This window comes from Massilimicrobiota sp. An80 (assembly GCF_002159255.1).
Lineage (GTDB): Bacteria > Bacillota_I > Bacilli_A > Erysipelotrichales > Coprobacillaceae > Allocoprobacillus > Allocoprobacillus merdigallinarum.
The window spans coordinates 58,447-71,656 of the sequence record NZ_NFHI01000002.1 but is presented as its reverse complement, the minus strand read 5'-3'; the positions used below and the strand labels follow the sequence as shown (position 1 = coordinate 71,656).

Annotated in this window: 14 protein-coding genes and 1 riboswitch; of the genes, 11 read left to right on the top strand and 3 right to left on the bottom strand. The window is 31.7% G+C overall.

Annotation, left to right across the window (positions count from 1 at the left end):
- Positions 1 to 13: 13 nt before the first annotated feature.
- Together B5G32_RS01050 and B5G32_RS01045 are read left to right on the top strand one after the other, a co-directional pair.
- Positions 14 to 706 carry a GNAT family N-acetyltransferase gene (locus B5G32_RS01050; protein WP_087296826.1) on the top strand — a complete coding sequence of 231 codons (693 nt, stop codon included), beginning with the start codon at positions 14 to 16 and terminating at the stop codon, positions 704 to 706.
- A gap of 166 nt (positions 707 to 872) precedes the next feature.
- Positions 873 to 1,277, top strand: a complete 405-nt coding sequence (locus B5G32_RS01045; RefSeq protein ID WP_087935537.1) for a hypothetical protein — start codon at positions 873 to 875, stop codon at positions 1,275 to 1,277.
- 68 nt (positions 1,278 to 1,345) lie between these two features.
- Here B5G32_RS01045 and B5G32_RS01040 read toward each other — a convergent pair whose 3' ends face one another.
- The 3 genes from B5G32_RS01040 to B5G32_RS01030 form a co-directional block, all read right to left on the bottom strand.
- Positions 1,346 to 2,035, bottom strand: a complete 690-nt coding sequence (locus B5G32_RS01040; protein ID WP_087935536.1) for a radical SAM protein — start codon at positions 2,033 to 2,035, stop codon at positions 1,346 to 1,348.
- A complete protein-coding gene (locus B5G32_RS01035; RefSeq protein WP_087935535.1) occupies positions 1,981 to 2,580 on the bottom strand; it encodes an ECF transporter S component family protein in 600 nt (199 codons plus the stop codon). The genes B5G32_RS01040 and B5G32_RS01035 overlap by 55 nt, the downstream gene beginning before the upstream one ends.
- A 62-nt stretch (positions 2,581 to 2,642) precedes the next feature.
- Positions 2,643 to 2,689: riboswitch (PreQ1 riboswitch) on the bottom strand.
- 126 nt (positions 2,690 to 2,815) lie between these two features.
- The gene (locus B5G32_RS01030) at positions 2,816 to 3,634 is read right to left on the bottom strand and encodes a phosphate ABC transporter substrate-binding protein (protein WP_087296822.1); all 819 of its coding nucleotides are present in this window, start codon (positions 3,632 to 3,634) and stop codon (positions 2,816 to 2,818) included.
- Between the two features lie 227 nt (positions 3,635 to 3,861).
- Between B5G32_RS01030 and B5G32_RS01025 the strand changes: the two genes are divergently transcribed.
- The 9 genes from B5G32_RS01025 to B5G32_RS00985 all read left to right on the top strand — a co-directional run bounded on the left by B5G32_RS01025 (position 3,862) and on the right by B5G32_RS00985 (position 13,205).
- Positions 3,862 to 4,629: a formate/nitrite transporter family protein gene (locus B5G32_RS01025; RefSeq protein ID WP_087305230.1), complete on the top strand. Its 768-nt coding sequence runs from the start codon at positions 3,862 to 3,864 to the stop codon at positions 4,627 to 4,629.
- Between the two features lie 564 nt (positions 4,630 to 5,193).
- Positions 5,194 to 5,505, top strand: a complete 312-nt coding sequence (locus B5G32_RS01020) for a hypothetical protein (RefSeq protein ID WP_087244114.1) — start codon at positions 5,194 to 5,196, stop codon at positions 5,503 to 5,505.
- A gap of 15 nt (positions 5,506 to 5,520) precedes the next feature.
- Positions 5,521 to 6,558: a V0D/AC39 family V-type ATPase subunit gene (locus B5G32_RS01015; RefSeq protein ID WP_087244115.1), complete on the top strand. Its 1,038-nt coding sequence runs from the start codon at positions 5,521 to 5,523 to the stop codon at positions 6,556 to 6,558.
- A gap of 11 nt (positions 6,559 to 6,569) precedes the next feature.
- Positions 6,570 to 8,096: a V-type ATP synthase subunit I gene (locus B5G32_RS01010; RefSeq protein WP_087935534.1), complete on the top strand. Its 1,527-nt coding sequence runs from the start codon at positions 6,570 to 6,572 to the stop codon at positions 8,094 to 8,096.
- Between the two features lie 15 nt (positions 8,097 to 8,111).
- Positions 8,112 to 10,040: a V-type ATP synthase subunit I gene (locus tag B5G32_RS01005; RefSeq protein WP_087935533.1), complete on the top strand. Its 1,929-nt coding sequence runs from the start codon at positions 8,112 to 8,114 to the stop codon at positions 10,038 to 10,040.
- Positions 10,041 to 10,068: 28 nt separating this feature from the next.
- The gene (locus B5G32_RS01000; protein WP_087296817.1) at positions 10,069 to 10,494 is read left to right on the top strand and encodes an ATP synthase subunit C; all 426 of its coding nucleotides are present in this window, start codon (positions 10,069 to 10,071) and stop codon (positions 10,492 to 10,494) included.
- A gap of 24 nt (positions 10,495 to 10,518) precedes the next feature.
- Complete coding sequence (locus B5G32_RS00995) at positions 10,519 to 10,827, top strand: V-type ATP synthase subunit F (RefSeq protein WP_087244118.1); 309 nt, start codon at positions 10,519 to 10,521, stop codon at positions 10,825 to 10,827.
- Positions 10,828 to 10,839: 12 nt separating this feature from the next.
- Entirely contained in the window at positions 10,840 to 11,436 is a 597-nt protein-coding gene (locus B5G32_RS00990) for a V-type ATP synthase subunit E (RefSeq protein ID WP_087244119.1), read from the top strand.
- Positions 11,437 to 11,453: 17 nt separating this feature from the next.
- Positions 11,454 to 13,205 carry a V-type ATP synthase subunit A gene (locus B5G32_RS00985; protein ID WP_087305219.1) on the top strand — a complete coding sequence of 584 codons (1,752 nt, stop codon included), beginning with the start codon at positions 11,454 to 11,456 and terminating at the stop codon, positions 13,203 to 13,205.
- The last annotated feature ends 5 nt before the right edge of the window (positions 13,206 to 13,210 follow it).

Sequence of the window (13,210 nt, the reverse complement as noted above, 5' to 3'; positions counted from 1 at the left end):
ACAGGAGGGTAGAATGATGATATTAGATTCAATTGATGATATTGATTTTATTGAGCCATTACGTTTAAATATGACAGATGTTTTCTATCGTGAAGATGATGGCTTGATTATGCTGGAAAGAGAAAGTCAGTCCATCATGATTTCTATGACTGATATAGACAAGTTCAAAAGATTATGGAGTCAATGCCATTTAGATCAATATCAATTATATAATGTCAAACAAAAAGAAGTTGTTGATTTACTGATCAATGAATATCATAAAAAAGATTATTTTGCCTGTTATCAGGCAGTTTATATGGCAACTCAGCCAATAGAATTCACAATCCCTGATCATGTTTCTATACGCCTGTTGACTCAGGATTATCTTGATGATGTTTATCATATTTATCATCATATGAGTGATCGAGATTATATAAAAGATCGTATTGAAAAGAAAGCATTATGGGGATTGTTTCATGATGGCCAGTTAGCTGGATTTATTGGTATGCATCGAGAAGGAAGCATGGGCATTTTAGAAATCAAAAAAGAATATCAAAGACGCGGTTATGGTTCTTTGTTGGAAAGCTATTTGATGAATGAATTACTGAAACAAAAGAAAGTCCCTTATTGTCAGGTTGTCGTAGGAAACGAGGCATCATTAGCTTTACAAAGAAAATTAAATATGACTTTATCAACAACTTATTCTTATTGGGTATTTGATGAATAGAGTATTGACTTACCTGATATGAGTCAATGGAATAGGGATGCATGTGCATCCCTTTTAAAACAAAGATATTAGAATTGTATATTCACAGGTTTTTCATATCTTTTTTATATAATATATATAATAAAAGTCTATTATATTTTTAAAGATAAGTAAGGAGCTCATCAATATGAAAAAGAAAACAAAAGGCATTATATTCATGATAGTTGTTGTGATAGCATTTATCGTTATATTTGATAATCAGCCAGTTGAAGTTAATAGAGAAATTCGTCATAATACAATCCATAAAAGAGAGGATATTCGATTGGTTATGGATAAGGCACTTGCCAATATGGATCAAGATGGTATAACAGTAACAGATGTCTATTATGATGGAATGGAAAGTCAGACATTTGAAAAGAATCTGATTCATGATGGGTATCAGGATGCTATAGTTGTTTATTTAGATTTTCATACAGGCTTTTTTCAGGCACCACCTGAATTTGGGAAAAATGCATCTGTGTCAGGATATAGATATGAATGTGTTCAAAACTCTCAAGGTGAATGGGTATTTTTTGGAAACGGATATAGATAAATATTGTGATGGGTATAAAAAAATGTACGATGTATGTGTCGTACATTTTTTTGTATATTTCAATTGTATTAGTCTCCTACACCAAAATCAGTAGGATCACATAAAAAGTCATAGCGTGGATCATCTTGTAAATAGGCATAGTTTTGCATAAACCATTGAATTAAAGATTCATCTCTTTTGATAGGTGTTGAATTATTACGATAAATATTGATTGTTCCATAATCGAAATGATGAGTTAAAATATCCATATCTTTTTGAATCATTTCTTTTGTTTGTCCTTGAATACCAACCATCAGGCAAGGTGAATCAAAATATTTTTTTAATTCCTCAATGCTTGAAAAAGTCGCATTCTTATTGAGAACACGATTTCTAAAATCATCATCAAAAGATTCAACACCAATTTTTACAATCATATCAATACCAAAGAAATCTCTGATTTCCTGAATACGTTGATGATAAATCCAGTGACTTTCTACAAAGAGTGTGTGAATATTTTTATCATGAATAATTTGTTTAATCAGTGATAGTGTTGCTTGAGGTAATTCAAAAATACTAGCAGAGTCAATGATTTCTAAAACACCATATTCACCAGTGACATGACTTAAAACGTCCTGATTGATTTTGATCATTTCTTCTGTACATGTAGAATTATCTTCAATATAATCACAAAATGTGCATTTTGACCAGGCACATGGTCTGGCTTTTAAAAGAACGATTTCTCTTTTGTGCTTGTTTTCAATGTGGCTGTATCTTTCCATGCTATCCCCCATTTCTCATAAAGATGTCCTCTTTCAATAATCGCCTTTGTCAGACATACGGCAAAGAATTTATCCAAGTAATCAGTAAAAACTTGAACAAGCAAGATACTGAATACTAATGGTAATCCTAAGTGATGAAAGACAACGACAAAAGTGCTGCTGGCACCAGAAGTGATTCCATTAAATAAACCAGCTGTAATGCAGGCACTCAATAATGATGTTGGAATACCAACTAATAATGAACCAATAGGTGTACGCCATCCTTTGAGCCATTTGCCATGATAGAGTAATCCAGCAAAGAAGCCTGTGAACAGTTGCACAGGAGCATAATAGAAGGAATACATATCAAAAGTGATTCCACTCGTTATACTTCCTAATACACCAGTTAACATGGCATATTTAGGACCTAAAAGTCCGGCCACCAATATGGTTCCAATAGAATCCATATAAAATGGAATAGAGAGTGTCATAGCAATGAATGCTCCCATAACATTGAAAACAATCCCCATGACAATAACCATTTGCATTTTTGTTTTCTTTTTCATATTTCATTTTCCTTTCTTCTAAAAAACAGTTAGAAGCCAGAAAAGAGATGGTGAGCCATCTCTTTTCCTTAGTTTTTTATACTGGGTTTGGCTCTCGAACCAGTGTATGAACGATATTTAGTATATAAAAGATAAATAAAAGTGTCAATATCATAACTACCTCTTTTATTAATGACAAAATAAAAAAAGAGAGTTTTATCTTCAATATTGAAAATAAGACTCTCTTATTGATTCTTTATTCAACGACAGGAACAAGACCAACAGCACGTATGATTTTTTGTCCGTCTTCACTTTGAATGAATTGGAAAAGATGTTGAATATTTTCATTTTGTTGGTTGATAGCTCCTCTAGTTGCCATCACAAATGGTCTTTGTAAAGAATATTGTCCATTTTGAATTGTTTCTTCACTGGCTTGAACACCATCAATAGATAGTGGTTTTACTGTTTCATCAATAACATCTAATGATACATAACCAATAGCTCCAGGAATAGACTGGACTTTTGCAATGATTGGACCAGTTTCATTGACTTCATTGGCATATTGACATTGTTCTTCAATATTCAATATTTCTTCAAAAGCGCTACGTGTCCCAGAACCAGACTCACGCCCAATCACAACAATAGGAAGATCTTCTCCTCCAACTTCTTTCCAGTTACGAATTTTTCCTTTATAAATATCTATTAACTGTTGAGTTGTTAAGTTATCGACTTTATTTTGTGTATCTGTCACAATCACAATCGCATCAATAGCTACAATATTTTCTGTTAAACCTTTTTCTTTTTCAGCATCTTTGAGATAACGAGAAGAGTTACCAATATCAGCAGTTCCATTGAGAACAGCTTCAATCCCAGCACTTGAACCAGTGAACTGTGGTTCAAGTGATAATTCTGGATAATTTTCTTCAATGCCTTCTTTAACAGCATTAATCATTTTTTCCATAGATGTTGAACCATTTAAACTGATTTTTTGTGTTTCTATATCAGCATTGGCTGAAAATCCAAGAAATGCTAAACAAACCATAAAGACTATAACTAATATTCCAAACTTTTTCATTATTGATTCCATCCTTTATTTTTAATCACTCATACTTTAACAAATTTCTTGTAAACTATCGTTAATATTACATATATATTATGTTAAGTTTATGTAAAGTTTTAACACAAACTTAAAAAAACATTTACATTGAAGTCAAAGAAAGAACTTTTTAGAAAAACATGGAAAAAGTTTTGCCTTTTTTTGTCGTATCTTATATAATGTTTTTGGTTTAAAGGAGAGGGACTATGATTGGTGATATTGAAACACTTTGTAAATTAGCAAATATTAAAATCAATTTAATGAAAACAGATCCAAAACGTTTCTTTGTAAGAGCATTTATGGCAGGGGCATATTTGGGATTGGCTGCTATTTTATCTTATACATTAGGAGCTATGTTAAGTGACCATAGTGTTGTTGGAAAGATTGCTGTGGCTGCGTCTTTTGGAATTGGTTTAGTAGCTATTGTTTATCTAGGGGCTGAATTATTTACTGGAAATTGTTTTGTAACAATCATGCCTGTATTAAGAGGTGACATGAAATTAAGAGAGATTATGCCAATGTGGGTTGTCTGTTATATAGGAAATATGATTGGTATATCTTTGATTTGTTTCTTATTTATTAAAAGTGGTGCTCAAGAAGCGATTATGCAACCTTATTTAAAGGGAATTATGGAATCTAAGTTAAATTTTGATGTCATTGATTTATTAATCAAAGGAATTTTGTGTAACTTCATTGTTTGTGTTGCAGCATATTCAGGAGTTAAGATTAAAGATGAAACAGCGAGATTAATTGTGATTATGATTTTGGTTATGACATTTGTTTTACCAGGATTTGAACACTGTATTGCAAATGGTGGTATTTTTACAATGGGAATCACACAGCTAGGTTCAACAATTGACTGGTCAATGCTGCCACTACATATGCTCATATCAACACTTGGAAATATTATAGGTGGTAGTGTTTTATTGGCTGTACCTATTTATATTATGTTTAGAACACCTCAAACAAAATAAATACAATAAAAACTGTAACAGGACTTTGAGACATGTTACAGTTTTTTTATGATTAAAAGTGAATTGAAATGTTGTTTCATTTCTATTGCAAATGTTTATGAAGGAATGGAAGTATCTATCAGAATTTTTTGATTGATAGAATTCAAAAATCATATTTATCTATTGAATGAGTAACAAAGCAAGTAAACGTTCATCATATCAATGATGCTATGGCTATTGTTGTTTTTGAATATTAGACACAATGTATCAAAAGAGATACCCGTGAGCCTTATGGAATACAAGGCATAGAAACACAGGTGATTGTGAAAGAAAATTAACAATGGAAACGACAACATGTTCATTATTCTAAGGCTTAATGAAAATATCATATATGATAGGAAAGTTAAAAAATGTTGATGAAATGAGTGAAAAATATACTTGAATAACTTTTTTATCATAATAAGAAAAATTGATAAGATATAACTGTTTTTTATTCTTTTTTACAAAGTACTGTTTTGCTTGAAATGTTAAAAAAATAGGAGTAAACTATGTGAGAATAAATGATTAAAGTGAGGAGGGATTATTTTGGACAAAATTATTGATGATATTGTTTCAGTAGATTTAGAGTGTTCAAAAAGGGTTGAAGAAGCTAAGAAGAAAAAACAAGATGTTCAAGCCAATATGAATGCTAAGAAAAAAGAAATCTATGATTCTTTTGTCAAAGAATATCAAGTGAAAATTGATGCTCATAAAAAAGAATTAGAAGCAAAGATTCAAGAAACAAGAGTCAAAAATGAACAAGAGTACAAAGAATCACTAAATCAGCTCTCTAGTCTTTACGAAAAGAATAAAGATGAGTGGGTTTCTACCATTGTTAATCGTTGTAAAGAAATATAGAGAAGAGGTGAGCGTATGAGTTCTTTTTCATCAAATGCTATTCTTGCCAAAGCTCGTTCTATGTATTCACATAGATTAACTGAACAAAATTATGAAGAGCTTTTAAAAAGAAGAAGCATTAATGATTTAGTTGCTTATTTAAAAAGTGAAACAGCTTATAGTGGTATATTAGCTGATTTAAAAGAAGTGAATATTCATCGTGGTCAGTTAGAAGCTTTATTAAATAAAGAAATCTTTTTAAGACTTGATCGTTTGATGAGATTTGCTTCAAAAAAGGAATTAGAATTTTATCGCTTAGGTGTTATGGAATTAGAGATTCAATTGATTTTAACAAAAGCAAGATTGATTGTATCTGATTATTACACAGGTTATGAAATTGAAATTCCAGAATATTTGAATAAATATGCAAGCTTTGATCTATATGGTTTATTGGCTATTAATGATTATGATAGTTTGTTATTTTTATTAAAAGGAACAAAGTATTATGATGCATTACTCAAATATAAGCCTAAAGATGATGAAAGATTTGATTCTAATATGTTAGAGTTAGAATTAAAGCATATTTATTATGCGCAGTATGTTGATGTCGTTAATAAGCTGTATAGAGGAAAAAAACGTAAAGATTTATTAACAATGATCAATACATCTATAGAATTACAGAATATTACAAAGATATATCGTCTAAAGAAATATTTCAATGCATCGCCAGATCAAATTAGAGAAACATTATTTATGGAATATAGCCGTATTCCAAAAAGTGTTATGTCTGAACTGATTGAAACAAAGGATGCCAGTGAGTTTTTAAGAAAACTAGCTGAGTCACCTTATAAATTATATGTAGATGATCATGAATTTGTATATATTGAATATTATACTGAAAAGATCAGATATAATTTAGCCAGACGTTTCATGAGATTTTCAACAGACAGTGCATTGGTTTATATGACATATAAAATTGTATATCAAGTAGAAATTGATAATCTTAAACATATTATTGAAGGTTTAAGATATGGAGAGGCACCGAGTCAGATTGAAGCGATGCTCATCTATTAGGGGGACAAGATATGGCTATAGAACAAATGATATTGTTAAATATGACTTTTGATCGTCATGATTTGGATCAGGTCTTATTTACACTCAAAGATTCCAAGTACTTTTATCCTCAACCTGCTTCAAAGATTGTCAATAATGTTAAAGGAGTACATGCATTACAGGAAGATAATGCCTATACAAAATTATTGGATCGTTTGATTCAGGTTGCATCTGATATGAAGTTGGATTTGAATAAAGATTTGGCTCCTGATAAAACATTAAATCTTGATCAGATAGATCAATATTTAAGTGATTTAGAAGCTCAAATCAAAAATATCAAAGATGTTCAAGATCAATTGATTACGGAAAAAGATGAAAATGAAAAAACATTAGAAATCTTGACAAGATTAACATTGAGTGATGTAGATCTTGATCATTTATTGAATTGTCAATATGTAAAAGCCAGATTTGGACGTTTTCATAGACAAAATCTTGATAAAATTAAATATTATGAAGGTCGACCATTTATTTTTAATAAATTAGGTGAAGATCGTCAGTATGTATATTGTTGTTATATTGTTACAAATAGCTTATTGTTAGAAGTAGACAATATATTTAAAGCGTTAGGATTTGAAGAAATAGTGATTCCTTCATTTGTACATGGGAAAGTCAATGATGCAAAAAAGGAATTAGAAGAAGAAGTTCATGCGATGACTGAATATATCTTACGCATGGATCAAAAGATGACAATTTTAAGAGAAACACACAAAGTTGATTTGTTGAAACTTTATTCAACAGGATTATTCTTACAAAGAATAGAGTCATTTAAAATCTTTGTTGTGGATTTCCAAAGTAAGTGTGCAATTTATGGATTTATTCCAAAACGTATGATTGAGGAATTCAAAGATATGTTAAAACATATCAACGGTATGGAGTATCAGGAACTACCAGCTGATATTTTAGATCATCAGCAAGTTGTGGCTCCAACAGTTGTACACAATGCGAAAATTGTCAGACCATTTGAAATGCTAAGTAAAGTGAAGCAATCAGATAAGATTGATACAACAATCGCTATTGCAGTACTTTATTATGCAGTCTTTATTATCTTTTTGGGGGACTTAGGAGTTGGAGCTATACTTGCGTTGCTTGGACTTCTTATGAGAAAGAAAAAAATGGGAAATTTATTTCTTTCACTTGGTGTAGCAGCATTGCTTGGAGGACTTATTTATGGAGATGTTTTCTATACAATCAGTCTTTATCCAGCCATAGCATTACCATTGTCAACAGTTTATAAACTTGTTGATGGAATTATTCTTTTGATTGTTGGAACTTTTACAATTGGTGCATTTAAGAAAATGTATCTACAAGATTCAACAATGGAGAAAGTCCTTTCCATGAAGGGAATTTGTGGTTTGATTATTGTTTATGCACTTCTTGTGTATTTTGGTTGTGTGTATGAAGCACATATTAATTTACCAATCATGCCATTTGCTATTGTGATTGTTGCTTGCCTTGTGTTTGTTTTGGCAAAGTCAATTTTAAAGAAAAAAGCAGAATAAGGAAGGGAGAAATATATGGCAATAGCAAAATTAAAGCTTTTGGAAATTGAATTTCCAGCACAGCAGTATGATGCCGTGTTATTAAAGCTCATTAATCTTGATAATTTTCATCCCGAGCCAGCTTCAAAATTTGCTGATTCAGTACAAGGGTTATCGGTTTTAAATCGTGAAAATCCATATGCTGATTTGATTGCAAGAATGGAAGAAGCAAGGGATAAATATCATCTTCAATTAAAATGTGCTGATGTTGATAATGTTCGTATGAATATTATTCAAGCTGATACATTTTTCTGTAATGTATTAGAAAAAGCTGCACAGATTGAAAAAGTCAAAGAAGATTTACTCGCAATGATTCAAGAGAATGAAGCAACAATCTCTCAATTAGAGCATATGATTGATGCAAACATTGATTTTGATAGATTATTCTCTTGTAAATATTTACAAATTCGTTTTGGTCGTTTACCAACAATGAATTTAGATAAATTAAAATATTATGGAGAACAGAAATTCTTATTTAAAGTTCTTCATAAAGGAACAAAAGAAACTTATTGCAGTTATATTTCAACAGCAGATAACGCTCCTGAAATTGATAACATCTTCTCTTCATTATATTTTGAACGTATTCATATTCCTGAATTCGTTCATGGAAAACCTAATGAAGCATTAACAGTATTGAAAGAAGAAGATGATACAGCAAGACGATATATTCAAGTTCTTGATCAGAGAATTGAAAAATTGTTTAATGAAAATATAACAGAAATGAATCATATCTATTCTATTTCTAAAAAATTAAATGAAACATATGATGCTCAAAAATATGTTGTTGTCTTTGGTAAGAATGCCGCCGTTTATGGTTTTGCGGAAGACAAAGATGCTAAAAAAATCAAAGCTGATTTTGAGCAATTAGATGATGTCAAAGTAGAAATCAGTTCACCAATGAGTGATTCACGTTTGACACCACCAACAAAACTTAAAAATAACTGGTTTTCAAGACCGTTTAGAATGTTTGTTGAAATGTATGGTGTTCCATCATATACCGACTTTGATCCAACAAACTTAGTTGCGATTACATATACTTTCTTATTTGGTATGATGTTTGGGGACATTGGACAAGGGATTGTTTTATCATTAGTTGGATACTTCTTCTATAAATGGAAAGGTATGCAGCTAGGAGCTGTAGGAGTACGTTTAGGTATTTCAAGTACAATCTTTGGATTTGTTTTTGGATCTATCTTTGGTAATGAAGATTTGTTTGAACACTATATTATGGAACCAATGTTTATACCAATGAAGTCAGAAAATACAATGCCACTTTTAATGGCAGCCATTGCGACAGGGGTTATTTTGATTATCATTTCTATCGCATTTAATATCTTCTTAAATCTTAAGAAGAAACACTGGGGAGAAATGTTATTCTCTCAAAATGGACTGGCAGGACTTATATTCTATATTTCAGTCTTATTATTAGTTGCCAATATGCTTGTAGGAATGAATTTACCACTTGGTGGACCAGTCTATATTGCATTGTTGATTGCGATGCCAGTGGTGATGATTTTCCTAAAAGAACCATTATGTCATAAACTTGAGGGAGAAAAGATGTTCCCACATGGTTTTGGAGCATTCTTTACAGAAGCCTTCTTTGAATTATTTGAAGTTATGCTGACATTCATTGCCAATACAATGTCATTCTTACGTGTTGGGGGATTCGTCTTATCACATGCTGGGATGATGATGGTTGTCTACACATTAGCTAAAATGGTTGCTGGTGGTCCAGAAATTATTAATTTTGGATATATTTTAGTCGCTATTATTGGTAATATCTTCGTTATGTGTCTAGAAGGTATGATTGTTGGTATTCAGGTATTACGTCTAGAGTTCTATGAAATGTTCTCTCGTTACTATGAAGGAAAGGGAAAACCTTTTCAATCAATTAAAGAAAAATAAAAAAAGAAATATTTGGAGGAAAAAAATTATGAATTTAGTTATGTTTATTTTACCTGCTATTGCTGTTGTTTTATTATCTTTACCATTAGTGAGAATGTTTACTTCTAAAGTAAGCAAAGAAAGTGCAAAATGGCGTTTAATGACTCATATTGGAGGATTCTTTGGAGCTGTTGCTTTAACTTTATGTTTATCAATGGGTTCTGCATTCGCAGCTGAAGGTGCTTCTATTGTTGGTACAGTTGCTCAAGGTATGGGATTTCTAGCTGCTGCATTAGCAACTGGATGTTCTGCATTAGGTGCAGGTATTGCCGTTGCTGCTGCTGCTCCTGCTGCTATTGGAGCTTTCTCTGAAAATGATAACAACTTCGGTAAAGCATTGATTTTCGTTGCCTTAGGTGAAGGGGTTGCCATTTACGGGTTATTAATTTCAATCTTAATTATCAACGCTTTATAATTTTTATAAGAAAGGTCTGATTATATGAAATTTTTCTTAATCAGCGATAATATTGATACATTAATGGGACTAAGACTTGTAGGTATTGAAGGTGTGGTTGTGCATACAAGAAAAGATTTTCTTGAAGTTTTACAGTCAAAGATGAGAGATTCATCCATTGCCATTATCTTAGTGACTACAAAATTAGTTGATATGTGTCCAGATATTATATCAGAGATTAAATTAAAACAACAAAAACCACTCATTACAGAAATACCTGACCGTCATGGAAATTCTAAGATTGGTGAAACAATCGACGGTTATGTATCTGAAGCTATTGGAGTGAAATTATAGGAGAGATAGATTATGCAAAATATTGATCAAGTATTTCTCTATATGAAAGATGAAATTGAAAGACAGGCAAAAAGCGAAGAACAGGCAATTTTAAATGAAGTGAAAGCTCTTGAAGATGAAGCTTATGAATCTATGAAAGCAGAAGCAAAAAGAGATGCTGATTTAAAATTGAAACAGGAAGAAGAAGAAATGAGTTCTAACGCTTCTGCAGAAATTTCTGAAAGTCATATTGAAAGAACAAAAAAATTAATTGAAAAAAGAGATGAATATGTGAAAAACATCTTTGATCAGGCACGTGATGAATTAAAAGCTTTTGTCAAAAGTGATGAATATTTACCTTTTGTAGAAGCAAAAATTCAACGTGTTGCTGAAAATTTTAAAGATTCTAAGTCTATCATGTATGTATCTCATGATGATTTCAAAAACAAAGATGCGTTTGTGAAAGCTTTTGGAACTGATATTGAAGTTCAAGCAAGTGATGATATTCAAATTGGTGGATTTATTCTTGAAAATAAGGCATCTTCTTTAGTTGTTGATGAAACTTTAGATTTTGCTTTAAATAATCAAAAAGATTGGTTTAATAAAAATTCTGGATTAATTATTAGATAGAAACGGGAGGTATGAGTGTGAATGAAAATGTAATTTATTCAATCAATGGTCCCGTTGTTACAGTCAAAGATACAGATGCCTTTTCTATGTTAGAAATGGTTTATGTTGGTAATGCGAGATTGATTGGAGAAGTTATCTCTATCAAAAAAGAATTAACAACAATTCAGGTTTATGAAACAACAACAGGATTAAAACCAGGAGAACCTGTGTATGGAACTGGACAACCTATTTCTGTTACTTTAGGTCCTGGTATCTTAAGAAATATTTTTGATGGTATTGAAAGACCACTAGAAGAAATTGCAAAAGAATCTGGTGCTTTCATTCCAACTGGTAGCCATGTTGATCCATTGGATAAAAATAAATTATGGGATGTGACAATGGTTGCAAAAGTCGGTGATGAAGTCAAAGGTGGAGATATTTATGCTACAATTCCTGAAACTGACTTAATCACTCATAAATGTATGGTATCACCATATACAAAAGGAAAAGTTATTGAAGTGGCTCCATCTGGACAATACAAAATTGATGATGTTGTCATGAAGATTGAAACGGCAGATGGTGAAATTGTGGAATGTACATTAACACAAAAATGGCCAATCAAACAGGCAAGACCGGTTACAAAACGTTTACCAATTTCAATGCCATTAGTGACAGGACAACGTGTTATTGATACATTGTTCCCAATTGCTAAAGGTGGAACAGCTGCTATTCCAGGAGGATTCGGTACTGGAAAAACAATGACTCAGCACCAATTAGCCAAATGGTGTGATGCCGATATTATCGTTTATGTAGGTTGTGGAGAACGTGGTAACGAAATGACTCAGGTTCTTGAAGAATTTAGAGAATTGATTGACCCTAAATCTAACAAGCCTTTAACAGATAGAACAGTATTGATTGCTAATACTTCTAACATGCCAGTTGCAGCGCGTGAAGCTTCTATTTATACAGGGGTGACACTTGCTGAATATTATCGTGATATGGGATATCATGTTGCCATCATGGCAGATTCAACTTCTCGTTGGGCAGAAGCGTTACGTGAAATTTCTGGACGTTTGGAAGAAATGCCTGCTGAAGAAGGATTCCCAGCATACTTGCCATCACGTTTATCACAATTCTATGAACGTGCTGGATATATGAATAACTTAAATGGAACAAAAGGTTCAGTCACAATCATTGGTGCCGTATCACCACAAGGTTCTGACTTCTCTGAACCAGTCACTCAAAATACAAAACGTTTCGTACGTACTTTCTGGGCATTGGATAAAGCTTTAGCTTATGCACGTCACTATTTTGCGATTAACTGGAATCAAAGTTATAGTGAATATATTCCTGATCTTGAAAGATGGTTCAATAAAAATGTTGATCCAAAATTCTTAAGAGATCGTCAGGAATTATCAAGTATTTTAGCTGAAGAAACAAAATTAATGGAAATTGTCAAATTAATGGGTTCTGATGTTTTACCAGATGATCAGAAATTAGTGATTGAAGTTGCTAAATTAGTACGTGTTGGTTACTTACAACAAAATGCATTCCATCCAGATGATACTTATGTACCATTAGAAAAACAATTAAAGATGATGGAAGTCATCTTATACTTATATAAACGTGGTAAAGAAGTTGTCAGTGCTGGAAAACCAATTCGTTTGATTTTGGAAACAGGTATTTTTGATAGAGTTGTCAAAATGAAATATGATGTTCCTAACAATAATTTAGCTTTATTTGATGATTATTATAAAGAAATTGATGAAGCAGTTGCATCTATTGACTAAAGGAG